The following is a 16,198-nucleotide window of genomic DNA, read 5'->3' as shown; positions in this document are numbered from 1 at the left end:
GGACAGGACGGGTACCCCTGTCGTACGGCAGGATGCCTCTTCATGAGCACCCAGTCGACGCCCGGCATCGACGACGCCGGAACCACCGATCACCCGTCCCGCTCCGACGGGTTCGTCCGCGGCATCTCCAGCGTCATCGGCGGGCCGCTGGGCGACCACGCGACAGCGGTGGACCGGCCGGCCGGTCGGGAGCGTCGCTTCTGGACCGCCGTGCGGATCGTCCTGGCGATGGTGTGCCTCACGCTCGCCCTGCACTGGGTGCAGAAATCGCCCTGCCAGGACGGCGCCTGGCAGAACAACGTCCAGTACACCCGGTTCTGCTACACCGACGTCCTCGCCCTCTACTACGCCGAAGGGCTCAATGAGGGCAAGGTGCCCTACCGCGACCACCCGGTCGAGTACCCGGTCCTGACCGGCTACTTCATGGGGGCGCTGGGCCTGCCGGTGCACGCCATCGGTGACGGCGATCCGAGCATCAACCAGGGCCAGTGGTTCTACAACCTCAACGCGCTGGTGCTGGGCGCGCTCGCTGTGGCCACGGTGGCGGTGATCCTGGCGCTGCGCCGCCGGCGACCCTGGGACGCGGCGATGTTCGCACTCGCCCCGGCGTTGGTGCTCACCGCCACAGTCAACTGGGATCTGCTCGCCATCGGGCTGGCCGCCTTCGGCCTGCTGGCCTGGGCCCGAAAACGACCGGCGGTGGCCGGAGTGCTGCTCGGATTGGCCGGCGCGGCGAAGCTCTGGCCGCTCTTCCTGCTCGGGCCGATCCTCATCCTGGCGCTACGGGCCGACCGGGTTCGTGCCGCGCTCACCGCCATCGGGACGGCCATCGCGGCAGTCGTGCTGGTCAACCTGCCGGCCGCCCGCGCGTACCCGGAGAACTGGGACCGGTTCTTCGAACTGAACACCACCCGACCGATCGACTGGGGCACGCTCTGGTACATCGGGCGCTACCTGGACGGCAAGGTCGGCAACGACCCCGCCAATCTCGGCCCGTTCGAGTGGCTCAACGCCAACATCCCGACCCTCAACACCGTCTCGTACGCGCTGTTCGGGCTGGCCTGCCTCGGCGTCGCCGTGCTGGCGCTGCGGGCGCCGCGCCGACCGCGGCTGGGTCAGCTCGCCTTCCTGGTGGTCGCCGCGTTCCTCATCTTCAGCAAGGTCTGGTCGCAGCAGTTCGTGCTCTGGCTGCTCCCGCTCGTGGTGCTGGCCCGACCGAAGTGGGGCGCATTCCTGGCCTGGCAGATCGCCGAGGTCTGCTACTTCGTCGCCTTCTACGGGGAACTGCTCGGCGCGGCAACCAGCCGTCCGGTCTTCCCGGAAGGGGTGTTCGTGCTGGCCTCGACACTGCGACTGGTGACCGTGGTGGTGCTCTGCGTCTTCGTCGTCAAGGAGATCCTGCACCCCGAGCAGGACGCGGTGCGGGCCACCTACCCGGACGACCCGGACGGTGGCGTTCTCGACGGCGCCCCGGACGCACCCTGGATAGACCGCTGGCGCCGCCCCACGACGGCCAGCGAACAAGCACCCGTGCCGGTGCCCACGACCTGACCCTAAGGCCGACCGCGGCCCGGACCAGGTCGGGGTTTTCGGGGGAGCCCACCCGGCGCAGGGATCAAGCCTGACCGCCCGGAGCCGGGTGGGCCCCGCCCTAAAGCTTCACAGGCGATAGACGACAGCGTCGCCGACGTCCTGCCGGCTGATGCCCAGCGAGTCGACCGGCGCGTCGATGTTGATTTCCCATGGTGTGCCGGCCACCTGGCCGCGCAGCAGCACCACAGTGCGGACGCCGAGCGTGCGCAGGTAGTCGACGCTCGTCTGGTCCGGGAACGACTGGCTCACCCGACGGACGTCGTCGAGCTGGCGCGGCGTGAAGCCGCTACCGCCGTTGACCACGTCGGGGAACCCGCTGGTCGACCAGAGCATCACGTGCTGGTCCAGGCTCTGATTGCTGGGCAGCACCAGCAGCGGGCCCTCCGCCGAACGCATTGCCGCCGGTTGGGTCGGCACCACCGGGTGTGGGGTGGTGTTCAGGCCCTCGACGGTGACCAGCAGCAACGGCAGCAGGGTGGCCATCCGCAGCCACGGGCCCGGCCACGACGGGATCCGTTGCGCTGTCAACTCGCGGACCCGGTCGGTGAGGGCGGTGACCGCGCCCGCCGCGAGTAGGCCGAGCAACAACGTGGTCCAGAGCATCAACCGTCCGGGGGTACGCAGCCCGCTCCAGCCCGGCAGATGCTCGAAGAGAGGCACGTAGGTGAAGGTGCCGTCGAAGAAACGGGTGCCCATGGCAAAGGCCATCGTCAGCAGCACCCCGGCGAGCAGCAGCAGTCGGTGCCGCAGCCGCCACACCGAGAAGAGCAACCCGCCCGCTGCGAGCGCGTAGAGCACGAAGCCCGGCAGCAGGGTCATCTCCGGGTGCCACGGCAGCGCTGCCCGGGCACCCTCGTGCAGCCCACCCCAGATCCGCGACTCCCCGGGCGCCGTCACGAAGCCCGACGCCGGTGGCGAGAAGAGGCTGATGTCGCCGATGGTGCGCTCGGCGTACGGGTGCAGCTCGGTCACCTTGAAGAACGGGAACGCCATCAGCAGACCGACACCGGCGAACAACACCCCGCCGAGCACGTCGGCGACGAACAACCGGCGACCGAACGGAACGGCCTGCCTGGTGCGCAGCCTCCGTGCGAAAAACAGGACGGCGGCAACCAGCACCGCGCCGGCCAGGAAATACGCGAAGGGCAGCCCGATGCCGAAGCCGAGGCTGAGTTGCCAGGCCGCCACCAGCCACCCGGCGTAGACCCAACCGTCATGCCGGCGCTCCGGCCGGTAGCCGTGTCGGAGGGACCACCCGTGCCCGCGCGCCAACATCGCCAGCGCCAGCGGAATGCCACCGTTGGAGAGCACGTGCAGGTGCCCGGCCTGGGCCAGCAGCCACGGCGCGTAGGTGTAGCTCACCCCCGCGACGGCCGCACCGATCCGGCCGGCCCCGAGCTGTCGGGCCAGCGCATACGCCCCGAGCGTGGCGAGCGCGTGCGCCAGCACGAACATGATGTTGTAGCGCAGCATGGCGTCCTCGGGACCGCTGCCGAGCATTCCGGCCGGGGCGTACCCGAGCAGAGTGTCGGAGAACGCGAAGCTCCACAGCTCGGGGAAGAACGTGTTGGACTGCCACAGCCGCGCCGGCTCGGCCAGCAGGATGTGCCCGGACCAGGCCATCTGCCAGGCTTGCAGGCTCGGGTCCCAATAGTCCTGCGGAAGGGTGTAGCGCGGATAGCGCAGCGTCGGCCAGGTCATCAACACGGCCAGTGCCAACGAGCCGAGGGCGGCCAGGGTCCACTCATGGATCAGGAACCGACCGACCGCCCGGCCCGCGCGACTGAAGATGGAGGGCTTCGGCTCAGGGGCGGAGGCGAACGCCTCCCAACGCTCCGGGCCGACCGGCTTGGCCCCGCTGTCGGCCTTATCCGTACCGTCGGTTTCGTCCGCCTTCGCGTCCTTGGCCGCGTCGCCGTCCTTGACCGCGTCGCCGTCCTTGGCCGCGTCGCCGTCCTTGGCCGCGTCGCTGCCCTTGGCCGCGTCGCCGTCCTTGGCTGCGTCGGTGCCCTCGGCGGTGCTGTCGCCGGCCGCGGTGCCGCCCTCGGCGGCATCCTGCTTGGCTGCTGCGTTCTGCTGGGTGGGGGTGCCGGCCGCGGCGGTGGTGGCCTGTTGGCTCTCGGCGGTCACACCGGTGGGAGTGGGCCGGGCGTTGCCGGTCCCGGGCTGTCCGCTCGTCATGCCGCCGGGCTCTCCGCTCCGAGCTGCTCACGCAGGAAGTCGATGTCGGCGGCCTGACCTGTCACACCGCCCGGTGTCTCGACGACCACCGGCGCTCCGGCCGCCCGGATCACCGCCACCACGAGCTCCGGGTCGATCGTCCCGCCGCCCAGGTTGTCGTGACGGTCCTGGCCGGAGTTGAACGCGCCCTTGGAGTTGTTCGCGTGCACCAGGTCGATCCGCCCGGTGATCGCCTTGACCCGGTCGACCAGGCCGAGCAGCTCCTCGCCGCCCGCGAACGCGTGGCAGGTGTCCAGGCAGAAGCCGACCTCGTAGTCACCGATGGCGTCCCAGAGTCGGGCGAGCGCGTCCAGCCGCCGGGCGCAGGCGTTGTCGCCGCCGGCGGTGTTCTCGATCAGGACCGGTACGCCGAAGCCGCCGGAGTCCGCCGCGTACGCGAAGGTCTTGCGCCAGTTGTCGAAGCCGACGGCCAGGTCGTCGCCGGCGTTGACGTGCCCACCGTGGACGATCAGGCCCTTGGCGCCGATGGCGGTGGCCGCGTTGGCGTGCCCGAGTAGCAGCTTGCGGCTCGGGATCCGGATGCGGTTGTTGAGCGTTGCCACGTTGATGACGTATGGCGCGTGCACGTAGAGGTCGACTTCGGCGGCGCGTAGCCGCTCGGCATCTTCGCGAGGCTTGGGCGCCTTCCAACCCTGTGGGTCGGCGAGGAAGAACTGCACGGTCTCGGCGGACCGGGCGGCCGCCTCCGCCAGCGGGTCGGTCGAGTCGACGTGGGCTCCGATACGCATGCGAGCGAGCCTACGTCGCGCCCCCGACCGGCGGGGCGACGGCCGGCGCGGTGTCGCGTCACCGGAGGGACCGACGATCGTTGATGGGTTTGAACCGGCGACCAGCATCCCGGTGCCGCCAGCGGCGCGAGCGTCGCACACGGCGACCGGCGGTCGACGGCCGACAGCGAGGTCACCCCCGCGGCGCGGCCCGGCGCAGCGGGGGCGACCCCATCGCACAGCGGATACCGAGCGACGACGAATCTCGGAAAATTGTGCTTTTCCCCCCGACAAGGTACGAGTGCTGTTGTATCGTCAGATAACAACACGATAAAGCTCCGCGGGGCGTCTTCGGTCCAACCTCATCGGTGTGGTCGTTCCTCCCCAGGTCCCACCCAAGGAATGCGGACCGGACGCCCCGCGGCCTCGTAGGCAGGGGCCCACCACCGACCAATTGACGGTCGGACGGTGGGCCCCTGTCGGCTCGTCCGGGCCCGGGCCCGACCACCCCGGGCATGATCGTTGGGACCGGGTATCCTGGTCAGGTTGTCCGCGTCCGGCCGGGTTCCCTCGGCGCGTGCGGGCAGCGACACAAGACCTCCTGCCACGGAAGGACCGTGGCCGCTTAGCCCACAGGAGGTGAGCACGTCTTGCGTCACTACGAACTAATGGTCATCCTCGACTCCAGCCTCGAGGAGCGCACCGTCGCACCGTCGCTCGACACGTACCTGAACGTGATTCGGACCGCGGGTGGCTCGGTTGAGAAGACCGACGTGTGGGGCCGTCGGCGCCTCGCGTACGAGATCAACAAAAAGGCCGAAGGCATCTACGCCGTCATCGACCTGCAGGCCACGCCTGCTGCGGTGGCCGAGCTGGACCGTCAGCTCCGGCTCAACGAGTCCGTGCTGCGCACCAAGGTCATCCGACCGGAAATGCGCTAGAGCATCCAACCCCGGTTCGTCCGGATCAGCCTCCGCGACTCTGTCGTACGGCTCTGCGAGCCTGTACGACGAGACGCTGAGTGCGCGAGGAGATGGTCATGGCAGGAGACACCACCATCACGGTCATCGGCAATCTGACCGATGACCCCGAGTTGCGGTTCACCCCCTCCGGGGCTGCGGTCGCCAAGTTCCGAGTCGCTTCGACGCCCCGTTTCATGGACAAGGCGTCGAACGAATGGAAGGACGGCGAGCCGCTGTTCCTCGCATGCACCGTGTGGCGCCAGGCCGCCGAGCACGTCGCCGAGTCGCTGCAGCGTGGCGCTCGGGTGATCGTGTCGGGCCGGCTGCGTCAGCGGTCGTACGAGACCCGCGAGGGTGAGAAGCGCACTGTCATCGAGCTTGAGGTCGACGAGATCGGCCCGTCGCTGCGCTACGCCACGGCGAAGGTGCAGAAGATGTCCCGCTCCGGCGGTGGCGGCGGCGGCTTCGGTGGCGGCGGTGGCGGTGGCAACCAGGGTGGCGGCGGAGGCAACTTCGACGACCCCTGGGCTTCGGCTGCTCCTTCTCCCGCGCGTGCCGGTTCGGGCGCCAATTTTGACGAGGAGCCACCGTTCTAATGGCGCCTAGCGCTCGCGATCGCAAACCAGGAGCACGTGCAACGGCCAAGGCTGCGGCACTGCGCAAGCCCAAGAAGAAGGTGAACCCGCTCGACAAGGACGGGATCGCCTACATCGATTACAAGGACACCGCGCTGCTGCGCAAGTTCATCTCCGACCGCGGCAAGATCCGCGCTCGGCGGGTGACCGGCGTCACCTCGCAGCAGCAGCGGCAGATCGCCCGTGCGGTCAAGAACGCCCGTGAGATGGCACTCCTGCCGTACACGGCCACCACCCGCTGAGAGGAGGCACCGATATGAAGATCATCCTGACTCAGGAAGTGTCCGGCCTCGGTGCCCCGGGCGACATCGTCGAGGTCAAGAACGGCTACGGCCGTAACTACCTGCTGCCGCAGGGCTTCGCGATCGTCTGGACCAAGGGCGCGGAAAAGCAGGTCACGGTCATCAAGCGGGCCCGTGGGGCCCGCGAGATCCGCGACCTCGACCACGCCAACGAGGTCAAGGCTCAGCTCGAGGGTCTCAAGGTCAACCTGAAGGTCCGCGCCGGCGACGGTGGACGGCTCTTCGGCTCGGTCACCCCGGCCGAGATCGTCGACGCCGTCAAGGCCGCCAGCGGCCCGGTTCTCGATCGTCGCCGGCTGGAGGTGCCCGGTCACATCAAGTCGATCGGCGCCTACCCGGTGAAGATCAAGCTGCACCCTGAGGTGACCGCGTCGTTCAACCTGAACGTCGTTCAGGGCTGACGTCCGCAACACCACCACGAGGGCCCGCACCGAGCGATCGGTGCGGGCCCTCGTGCGTAGGTCGTCCGACCCGGCACACTGCCCGGGCCAAGGTGGTCGGCGGCTCGCCGACGGCTCACCCGATGGGCTGGCCCGTCACCGCGCTGATCAGCACCGTGGACAGGCCGCCGCCCACCACCGCGGCGGCAACCGCGATTGTCGCCGAGCGCCACGTCGTACCCACCCGCCGCAGCAGCGCCGCCACCACCAGACTGCTCACCAGCGCCAGACCGAAGCGCGGCGAACCGGCCAGTAGTGACTCCAGCGCGCGGGACCGGGCGGACTCACACCCGCCCCCGCTGATGTCGGTCACACAACCAGCCGGCGCCTGGCTGTCCAACGTCAACAGCCAAACGAAGATCAGCATCGCGGGCACCAGGTAACAGGCCGCCGTGTACAGCAGAGGCCGGACGGACCCACCCGGATCCGGGTCCAGTAGGTCGTCCTCCAGACGCCGCGCCCAGGCACCAGTGGCGGCCGACTCGACCCGCCGACGTACCGACGCCGTTCCCACCGCCGGCCGGTCCGCCCGACGCCGGGGCGTACCCGCACGCGGCGCAGCCGTACGCGGTGCAGGCGCGCTGCGCGGCCGCGGAGCGGTGTATCCCACCACCGGAGACCGAGGTGCCGACGTCGTCGGATCCATCCAACGCGGATCGTCATCGGCCAACCGAGTGCCGGACCAGAACCCGTCTTCCCGGCTCGGCGACCCCTCGGCCGCCACCGAGCGATCGGAGCGCGGCGCCAGCGTACGGTCCCACTGGTCGTCCTCGATCGCGGACCGCTCCCACTGGCCGGTGCGGTCCGACCGCTCCCAGCCACCGACGCTCTCCACCGCCGACCACTGCCCGCTCAGGTCCCCGCCGTCCGCGCCGGCCGCCGGCGGCCACGCGTGCACGCCCGAGGCGTCCCACGGGTCCACCGCAGGCGGGTACGACGGTTCGGGCTCCGCCGCCCGGTCCGATCCGCGGGCCCACGGGTCGGCCGCCGGACGGGTCCAGGACTCCTCCGCCGCACGGCGACTTCGCCGGCTGGGACGGCTCGGCTCCTGGTCCGGCACCTGCTCGCTCGGGGCGGACTCCGGCTCCCCGCCCGACCAGATCACCTGCGGACGGCCAACTGGCGCGCGGCGGGGGCGTCGGTCCGAGACAGCGCCGGAGACCGGCTCGTCCTCCCCGGCGTCGGCCCGTCGGCGGCCGGAGTACCCCTGGTCCTGGGGACGGTCGAGCGTCCACTCTCGGGTGTGGTCCGAGTCTGGCGCCGGGCCGATCGCTGCCTGCTCCCGCCGACGCGGCTCGCTGCCCCGCCGCCGACCACCCGACGACTCGGCGGACCGTCGGCCTGCCCCGGAGATCGGCCGCTCGGGCTCGTCCTCGTCGTCGTCCGGTGCCGCGTGGCGACCACCGCCGTCCGCGTGCCGAACCCCTGACTCCAGCGCCCACCGGGGCAGGTAGGCGTCGACAGGCTCGTCCTGGCCCCGGTCCAACGCACGCCGCCGACTGGAGGTGCGGTAGCGCCCGTCCTCGTCGTACGGATCAACCGGAACGGACGCCGCGCGCTCACCCCACGAGGCGGTTGGCTGGCGCTCGCGCGGGCTGCCATCGCCGCGTCCCCAGTCCCGGTAATTCACGGCCGGAGTGTGACCCTTCTGAACCGAAAGCGGAATCCGCTGTCCAGGTGTAGCCGTTCGCTGGAGATAGTACGGGACGATCGTGTCACAGGCCCGACCGAAATATTCTCCTCCACAGGCTGGGGAGTATGTATTCGCAGGTCAGCGACATTTGGCCGAGAATTCCCCAATGGTTATCCACAGGCTGTGCACACGCTGCGCACATGCTGTCCACCGGGATCCACAGGTTGTCCCGAGGCTCGTCCACCGGCGTTGTTGAGTCTCTGACCTCGGGGTCCGTATGGTTGGCCCTCGACCGCCGGCGATGGCCCCCGATCGACCGGCCCGGTCGGACGGAAGTGTCGTACCCCAGCGGTAGAGCTGGGGTTGGATCCGGCGCAGTGGAGGGGGGACCCGTGTCGATCACCGACGACATGCGGGCAGAACCACGCTCCGGCGGAGGTCAGCCACCTGCGCAGCAGCGGGATGGCCAGTTCGACAAGACCCCGCCCCAGGACGTCGCAGCCGAGCAGTGCGTCATCGGCGGCATGCTGCTCTCCAAGGACGCCATCGCCGACGTCGTCGAGATCCTCAAGACCAACGACTTCTACCGGCCGGTGCACGCCACCATCTTCGACATCATCCTCGACATATACGGCCGGGGTGAGCCGGCCGACTCCATCACGGTCGCGGCGGCGCTCGCCGACTCCGGGGATCTGGTACGCATCGGTGGCGCGCCGTACCTGCACACACTCATCGCCAGCGTGCCCACCGCCGCCAACGCCGCGTACTACGCCCGCATCGTCAGCGAGCGGGCAGTGCTACGCCGACTGGTCGAGGCCGGCACGAAGATCGTGCAGTTGGGCTACGGCACCGCCAGCGGCGGCAGCCGCGACGTGGACGACGTCGTGGACCTCGCCCAGCAAGCCGTGTACGACGTCACCGAACGGCGGGTCAGCGAGGACTTCGCGGTTCTGGCCGACATGTTGCAGCCGACGCTGGACGAGATCGAGGCGGTGGGCGCGACCGGCGGCATGATGACCGGCGTGCCGACCGGGTTCAGCGACCTGGACCGACTGCTCAACGGCCTGCACGCCGGCCAACTTATTATCGTGGCCGGAAGGCCGGGCTTGGGCAAATCGACCGCTAGCATGGACTTTGCCCGAAATGCTGCTATTCGCGCCAACCAGGCGGCAGCCATTTTCTCGCTGGAAATGAGCAAGGTCGAGATCGTCATGCGGCTGCTCTCCGCTGAGGCGCGGGTGCCGCTGCACGTGCTGCGCAGCGGTCAGCTCTCCGACGACGACTGGACCAAACTGGCCCGGTGCATGGGTGAGATCAGCGAGGCGCCGCTCTTCGTCGACGACACGCCGAGCATGAACCTGATGGAGATCCGGGCCAAGGCTCGGCGGCTGAAGCAGCGGCACGATCTCAAGATGATCGTGGTCGACTATCTCCAGCTGATGACCTCACCGAAGCGCACCGAGAGTCGCCAGCAGGAGGTCGCCGACCTGTCCCGTGGCCTGAAGCTGTTGGCCAAGGAGGTCGAGTGTCCGGTGATCGCGGTCAGTCAGCTGAACCGTGGCCCCGAGCAGCGCACCGACAAGCGACCCCAGCTGTCCGACCTGCGTGAATCGGGATCAATTGAGCAAGATGCGGACGTTGTCATCCTTCTGCACCGCGACGACTACTACGACAAGGAGTCGCCGCGGGCCGGGGAGGCGGACTTTATTATTGCCAAGCATCGGAATGGGCCCACCGACACGGTGACCGTCGCAGCCCAGCTGCACCTGTCCCGCTTCGTCGACATGGCCATCGGCTGACCGACACGGCAGCCCGTCAGTCAGCCGAGCAGTGGGAACCAGCCCGCCGACTCACCCAGTTCCAGCCGGTCCCGGTCGGTCAGCGGTACCCGCCCGGTGGCCTTCAACAGGAAGTCGTGGTCGTCCCACGCGCTGGGTCGAACGGTGTCGTCACTGAGCAGGCCGTCCATTGTCGCTACCGCGACGCGTACCGCCAGTGGGCCGGGCGGCGGCGCGTCGGGCAGTTCCAGCGTCAGGTCCAGGTGGTGGACGGCGGCCTCGGTGGTCAGGGTGGCGAGGAAATCCGGTACGCGCAGCACGTGTCCCTGGGTGGTCACGTACCCCTCGGGGTCGGCTGACCTGGCGGCGCGGACCGCCGCGGGCGCGGTTTCCCGCCAGAGCTCGACGATCCCGGTCGGACGGTCGAAGGCGGCAGCCGATCGGCGGACCCACCAGGCGTGCCGGGCGGCCTCGTCGTCGCTGCCGGGAAAGTCACGCCAGTAGCTCACGTCGTCGACGTCCGCAGGGCCGTCGACGGGGCTGGCCAGGGTGACGAGTGCCCGCTGGGCGTCGCCGAGCACGTGCAGGAGCAGGTCGGCGATGAGCCAGCCCCGGCAGCGGGTGGCTCGTTGCAGGCCGGCGTCATCCAGGCCACCGACCACCGTGGTGATCCCGTCGTACGCCTCGGCCAGCGCCTCGTCCGGTCGGATCGCGGTCATGCGATTCAGCCTCGCATGAAGCATCGCCCCCGCCAACGATCAATGGCCCGGGTGGTGTGCCCGGGCCGACGCGTGGATCGACCCGGGCGGAACGTCGGCTCCGGCTCAGCCGAACATGTCGTCGAGGAAGCCCTTGCGCTTCTTCTGCCGGTAGTGGCCGTGGTAGCCGTGCTGCTGCTGGTGGCCGTACGCCGGCTGCGGCGGGTAGCCGTGGGCGGGCGGGGGCGGCGGGACGGCGCCGTAACCGGGCTGGTGTGCCGGGGGCGGCGGGGGCGGGTAGCCGGCAGGCTGCTGCGCGGGCTGCCCTGGCGCGCCGCCAGCCTGTTGGCGGCTCCAGTTGGCCTCCGCCTCGAACAGCTTCTCCAGCTCGCCGCGGTCCAGGAAGATGCCTCGGCACTCCCCGCACTGGTCGATGACGACGCCGCTGCGCTCGTACTGGCGCATTTCTCCGTGACACTTGGGACAGGTGAGGCTACTCATCGCCCGACGGTACCCGGTGTTCCTATGCAGTTGCTGTGAGCGCCTCGGTGACCTCTTCGTCGGACACCTCGTGGAAATCGTCGTAGTAGACGCTGACCGCGCCGAAGTCCGCCGGGCGTTGCGCGCAGATGACCTGGTCGGCCTCGGCGGCGAGCAGTTCGTACGCCTCCTGCGCACCGACCGGGACCGCGACCACGACGCGGTGTGCCCCGAGGTGGCGGACGACCTCGACGGCGACGCGGGCGGTTGCGCCGGTGGCGAGGCCGTCGTCGACGATCACGGCCGTCCGCCCGGTGAGGTCCAGCTGTGGGCGGTCGCCCCGGTAGAGCCGTTCCCGGCGCTCCAGTTCGGCCTGCTCCCGATGGCGGACCTCGGCGATGTCGTCGCTGCTGAGTCGGCTGGCCACCGCGTCGTTGAGCACCTGGACACCGCCCGGCCCGAGGGCGCCGAAGGCGACCTCCCGGGCCCACGGCATGCCGAGCTTGCGGACGACCAGCACGTCCAGTGGCGCGCCGAGGCGTTCGGCGACGACGCGGGCGACCGGCACGCCGCCACGGACGAGGCCCAGGACGACGACGTCCGGTTCGCCGATGAGCGCGGTGAGCCGTTCGGAGAGCACCCGGCCGGCGTCGGCCCGGTCGCGGTACGTGGTCATGCCTTCAGGTCTACGCCCTGACGCGCCGATCCGCTTGGAAGTTACGCCGAAGTGGTCCGACCGGACCGCTCATCGGCAACCGCGGCGGTCGGTGTGCCGTCCGGGCGGTGCAGGGCGGGAGCCCAGGTCAGCAGGGCAAGCGGGTACAGCAGGTAGCCGAAGCGGGTCGAGGGCATCAGGGCGATGGCGGCGAGCAGCCCGTACCCGCAGATGAGCGCGGTGGCGACGGCGGTGCGGGGCGGGCGGCGGGCGAGCCGGACGGCGATGGCCACTCCGGCGGCGACAAGCAGCCCGGCGGCGATCAGCCGGCCGGCGGGTAGCGCGTTGGCGATCAGGTAGCCGGGGAACGGGGACTGCGCGGGGCTGGTGACCAGCCCGTGGCCGAGGGGGAAGCGCAGCACGTTCTCGGTGAGGGCGTCGCGGTCCACCAGCAGCGCCGGTAGTAGTGCGGCGACGGGCAGTCCGATCGCGCCGACGGCGACTCGGGCGCCGGCGCGTCGGGTCAGGCCCCAGACGATCAGGACCAATGCGACCGGCCAGGCGAACAGCTTCAGCGCGCCCGCGAGTCCGACCGCGAGGCCGGCCCGGCCGGGCCGGTCGGCGGCGGCGAACGCGAGGGCCAGCAGGCAGAGCGCGAGTACGGGTAGGTCGTCGCCGCCGGTGGCGAGGGTGAGGGCGCAGATCGGCAGTACGGTGGCGGCCTGCACGCCGCGCAGCAGGGCGGAGTCCCGCCGGTGGGTCGCGGTGGTGGTGGCCTGGCCGGCAGTGGCCTCGTCGGTGGTGGCCGGTGTTCTGCGCAGGGCGGCCACGGCCAGGGCGAGCGCCAGCGCGGTGCCCACCGCGAACCAGACCCGGGAGTCGGTCCACCAGGTGTCGAGCAGTGCTCTGGGCAGGCCGAACATCGCCATGCCGGGCTGGTAAGGGGTGTAGCCCATCAGTTGCTCGCCCGGTGGCAGGGCGGCGATGGCGTCGGGTCCGAGGTATGGCGTGCCGTGTTCCAGGAGGCGACTGCCGGCCTGCTCGACGACCAGCACCTCCTCCTGGGCCCGGTCGGTGCGTCCACCGGCGCGGTCGACGCTCTGCCAGGCCAGGGGCAGCAGTGTGGTGGTGGCCCAGGCGAGACCGGTGACCGCCCAGCGGGCTGGCAGACCGCTCAGCCGGGAGGACGGAGAACGTCGACGCAGCAGAAGTTGGGCGATCACCGTCACCGTTGCGAGCAGGTAGCCGACGGCGGCGACAGCGCCCCAGGCGCGGTGCGGCAGCAGTGTCGACGTGACAGCGGTGATCGCGGCGAAGGTGGCCGACACGGCGTAGAGGCCCAGGTCGAGGGCGAGTCCGCCAGCGGCGTCGTCGAGCGTGCGCCAGTGCCAGCGACTGCGGTGGGCGGTCGGGTCGTCGACGATCACGCGCGACAGTCTGGCAGACCGGGCTGCCCGCGCAACGGGGCGATGCCTGCTCAGGCGGGCAGGTGTGGCAGGCGGTCGGGCCTGGAACGGCCGGCCTGGCGGCGGTTCTGGCTCAACCGGATCACCGCCCCGGTGTCGTGCAGCGGCGCGGCGAGGGTGCCCGGTCGGCCGCCCGAGCCGCGCTGCATCGCCGCGAGCAGGGTGCCGGACGGCATCGGCCGGGCGAACAGATGCCCCTGGCCGGCGACGCAGCCCAACTCCCAGAGGGCCCGCCGTTGCGGCTCGCTCTCGACGCCCTCGGCCACCACGTCCAGGTCGAGGCTGCGACCCAGGTCGAGGGTGGAGCGGATGACGGCGGCGGCCTCCGCCGAGCTCTCCATCGTCGTCACGAAGCTCCGGTCGATCTTCAGCTCGTGGACCGGGATTCGGGAGAGCAGCGAGAGCGAGGAGTAGCCGGTGCCGAAGTCGTCCAACGCCAACCGGACTCCCTCGTCGCGGAGCCGGCTGAGCACCCGGTCGACCACGTCGAGTTGGCTGAGGGTCAGCGTCTCGGTCAACTCCAGGACCAGCCGGTCCGGTGGTAGGTCGTGGGCTCTGAGGCGGGCCAGCACCGAGCCGGGGAACCGCGCGTCGAGCAGGCTGCGCGGGGACACGTTGACCGCGACCGGTACGTCGAAGCCGGCGTCGCGCCAACTCACCGCCGCGATCAGCGCCTGGTCGAGGATCGCTTCGGCGAAGGCCGGTAGCAGGCCGGACCGTTCCACCGCCTCCAGGAACCGCAGCGGGTCGATCAGGCCGTGGGTGGGGTGGTGCCAGCGGGCCAGTGCCTCGGCGCTGGTCACCTCACCGGAGCGCAGGTCGACGATCGGTTGGAAGTTGACGACGAACTCGTGGTCGGCGACCGCGCGCGGTAGGTCACCGCCGAGGGTGAGGCGACCGAGGTCGGCGGTGTCGCGGGTCGGGGCGTACGTGGAGATCCGCTGCCCGGCCCGCTTCGCCTGGTACATGGCCACGTCGGCGCGGCGCAGCAACTCGGCCATGCCGCCGTTGGACGGGGCGCCGGAGATCCCGCCGCTGGCTTCGACGCTGATTCGCATGCCATCCAGCTCGAACGGCTCGTGCAGGGCGGCGAGCAACGTCTCGGCCCGGTGCGCGGCGACCGCCGGGGCCGGCAGACCGCGCATGAGTACGGCGAACTCGTCGCCGCCGAGGCGGGCCACCAGGTCGCTCGGCTGGGCGGCACCCCGCAACCGGTCGGCGACCTGCACCAGTACCTGGTCGCCGGCGGCATGCCCGAGCGTGTCGTTGACCTCCTTGAAGTGGTTGAGGTCGATCAGCACCAGCGCTGTCACCCCGTCGGCATGGCGAGTGCTCAACTGCTCGGTGCCCTCGTCGAGGAGGTGCCGACGGTTGGCCAGGTCGGTCAGCGCGTCGTGCGAGGCCGCGTACGCGTGCTCGTCGGCGACCCGGGCCAGTTCGGCGTACGCCTGGGCGTTGCGGACGGCGGTGCACAGCGCGGAGGCGAAGGTCCGCAGGGTGTACTGCTCCCGCTCGGAGAGCTGCACCGGGCCGCGGAAGCGCAGTCGAAGCATGCCGATGTCGACAGTCCGGTCGTGGCCCTCCAGCGGCGCGGGGACGATAGTGCCGCCCACGTCGGTGGGCGTGCCGGTCGGGCCGTCGAAGGTGATGCCGGCGGTGCCGCCGCGTACGGCGCGGCCGCCGTCGCGCAGCTCGATCTCGACCTCGTCGGCGGAGAACAACTCGGCGGCCTGGGTGACGGCGGTGGTGAGGACGTTGTCCAGGTCGACCACGTTGAGCGCGTCGGTGGTGCGGGCGAGCCGTTGCCACGCCTGCTGCTCGGTGCGGCCTCGAATCCGCGCGGAGTAGGCCAGGTGCAGGCTCAGCACCAGGGGTGGGACGGCGAGCAGGAGCCGGGGGTCCATCCGGATGATCAGCAGCGTGCAGGCCGCGACGGCGAACCGCACGGCGAAGCCGGCGAGCCGAAGGTCGAGGTTGCTGCGGAAGTGCTTCGCGATCCTGGTCTGGGAGGCGAGCGCGATGACTGGGATGGCGAGTAGGTCGTCCAGGAGCGCCGCGACCAGGTAGGCGAGTGCCAACGGCCCCAGCAGCATCAGGGGGGCTGTTCCCGTGGGCGGCCAGGTCCAGGTCGTCATCGCGAGTGCCGTGCCGGCGCCCCAGGCCACTATGACGTTCTTGCCGATACCGAAGGCCAGCTTTATCGGTGTGAGGCGAATCGAGGCGAGGGCGATCCCGACTGCGGTGCAGAGCACGACTACTGACGTTGGAGCGATGGCTGCACCGACGATGATCGCTGTCTCGTTCCAGCTGATCGACTGGGTCGTCGACCGGATCCGTACGCGGGCCTTGACCAGCGTGCCCAACGCGATCATGAGCGTGAGCATGACAAGGACCGCAGCGTCGTTCACCGTCTCTGGCTTCGCCGAACGCAACGCGGCCGGAAGTGACGTGGCGACGATGACCGTGGCAACAACGACGACGAGACCGACGAGCAGCAACAGCCGCCGATCGGTCTCAATCTCTCGTCGCTGAGGAAGGGTCATGCCGCTCCCGGAGGACTGCCTGCGCGTTCTCGCAGCCTACTGCTCGGGCCCTCAGAAGTCCTGTG

The 16,198-nt window shown here is 70.5% G+C and carries 14 protein-coding genes; 6 read left to right on the top strand and 8 right to left on the bottom strand.

The features are described from left to right. Positions 1-42 precede the first annotated feature (42 nt). Positions 43-1,551, top strand: coding sequence for a glycosyltransferase 87 family protein (locus AB0C19_RS03235; protein WP_357178651.1), 1,509 nt, complete (start codon positions 43-45; stop codon positions 1,549-1,551). Positions 1,552-1,659: 108 nt separating this feature from the next. Here AB0C19_RS03235 and AB0C19_RS03230 read toward each other — a convergent pair whose 3' ends face one another. Continuing rightward, positions 1,660-3,774 carry a hypothetical protein gene (locus AB0C19_RS03230; RefSeq protein ID WP_357178648.1) on the bottom strand — a complete coding sequence of 705 codons (2,115 nt, stop codon included), beginning with the start codon at positions 3,772-3,774 and terminating at the stop codon, positions 1,660-1,662. After that, positions 3,771-4,562, bottom strand: coding sequence for a deoxyribonuclease IV (locus AB0C19_RS03225; RefSeq protein WP_357178645.1), 792 nt, complete (start codon positions 4,560-4,562; stop codon positions 3,771-3,773). Before AB0C19_RS03225 ends, AB0C19_RS03230 begins: the two co-directional genes overlap by 4 nt. Positions 4,563-5,191: 629 nt before the next feature. Between AB0C19_RS03225 and rpsF the strand changes: the two genes are divergently transcribed. The 4 genes from rpsF to rplI all read left to right on the top strand — a co-directional run bounded on the left by rpsF (position 5,192) and on the right by rplI (position 6,841). Next, positions 5,192-5,482, top strand: coding sequence for a 30S ribosomal protein S6 (gene rpsF, locus AB0C19_RS03220; RefSeq protein ID WP_036391391.1), 291 nt, complete (start codon positions 5,192-5,194; stop codon positions 5,480-5,482). Between the two features lie 80 nt (positions 5,483-5,562). Further along, entirely contained in the window at positions 5,563-6,099 is a 537-nt protein-coding gene (locus AB0C19_RS03215; protein WP_181518404.1) for a single-stranded DNA-binding protein, read from the top strand. After that, positions 6,099-6,380 carry a 30S ribosomal protein S18 gene (gene rpsR / locus AB0C19_RS03210; RefSeq protein WP_051723758.1) on the top strand — a complete coding sequence of 94 codons (282 nt, stop codon included), beginning with the start codon at positions 6,099-6,101 and terminating at the stop codon, positions 6,378-6,380. Before AB0C19_RS03215 ends, rpsR begins: the two co-directional genes overlap by 1 nt. Before the next feature lie 14 nt (positions 6,381-6,394). Then, a complete protein-coding gene (rplI, locus tag AB0C19_RS03205) occupies positions 6,395-6,841 on the top strand; it encodes a 50S ribosomal protein L9 (RefSeq protein WP_030487689.1) in 447 nt (148 codons plus the stop codon). A gap of 115 nt (positions 6,842-6,956) precedes the next feature. On the opposite strand, the gene AB0C19_RS03200 is transcribed toward rplI, so the two are convergent. Further along, positions 6,957-8,510, bottom strand: a complete 1,554-nt coding sequence (locus AB0C19_RS03200; protein WP_357178640.1) for a hypothetical protein — start codon at positions 8,508-8,510, stop codon at positions 6,957-6,959. Positions 8,511-8,905: 395 nt separating this feature from the next. On the opposite strand from AB0C19_RS03200, the gene dnaB reads away from it, so the two are divergent. Then, complete coding sequence (dnaB, locus tag AB0C19_RS03195) at positions 8,906-10,312, top strand: replicative DNA helicase (protein ID WP_357178637.1); 1,407 nt, start codon at positions 8,906-8,908, stop codon at positions 10,310-10,312. A gap of 20 nt (positions 10,313-10,332) precedes the next feature. Here the strand turns inward: dnaB and AB0C19_RS03190 are convergent, their stop codons facing one another. From AB0C19_RS03190 to AB0C19_RS03170, 5 genes are all read right to left on the bottom strand, one after another. Next, positions 10,333-11,010 carry a maleylpyruvate isomerase N-terminal domain-containing protein gene (locus tag AB0C19_RS03190; RefSeq protein WP_357178634.1) on the bottom strand — a complete coding sequence of 226 codons (678 nt, stop codon included), beginning with the start codon at positions 11,008-11,010 and terminating at the stop codon, positions 10,333-10,335. Between the two features lie 105 nt (positions 11,011-11,115). After that, positions 11,116-11,490, bottom strand: coding sequence for a zf-TFIIB domain-containing protein (locus tag AB0C19_RS03185; protein ID WP_357178631.1), 375 nt, complete (start codon positions 11,488-11,490; stop codon positions 11,116-11,118). Between the two features lie 22 nt (positions 11,491-11,512). After that, positions 11,513-12,145 (bottom strand): phosphoribosyltransferase, encoded by a 633-nt coding sequence (locus AB0C19_RS03180; protein ID WP_357178628.1) that lies wholly within the window; start codon positions 12,143-12,145, stop codon positions 11,513-11,515. A 41-nt stretch (positions 12,146-12,186) separates the two neighbouring features. Continuing rightward, positions 12,187-13,551 (bottom strand): glycosyltransferase family 87 protein, encoded by a 1,365-nt coding sequence (locus AB0C19_RS03175; RefSeq protein ID WP_357178625.1) that lies wholly within the window; start codon positions 13,549-13,551, stop codon positions 12,187-12,189. Positions 13,552-13,601: 50 nt separating this feature from the next. Beyond that, positions 13,602-16,133: a bifunctional diguanylate cyclase/phosphodiesterase gene (locus AB0C19_RS03170; RefSeq protein ID WP_357178622.1), complete on the bottom strand. Its 2,532-nt coding sequence runs from the start codon at positions 16,131-16,133 to the stop codon at positions 13,602-13,604. Positions 16,134-16,198 lie beyond the last annotated feature (65 nt).

It is taken from the genome of Micromonospora sp. NPDC048842 (genome assembly GCF_040649935.1).
Classification (GTDB): Bacteria; Actinomycetota; Actinomycetes; order Mycobacteriales; family Micromonosporaceae; genus Micromonospora; species Micromonospora hortensis.
The sequence above is the reverse complement of the archived record's forward strand: the minus strand, read 5'-3'. Positions and strand labels throughout refer to the sequence as shown.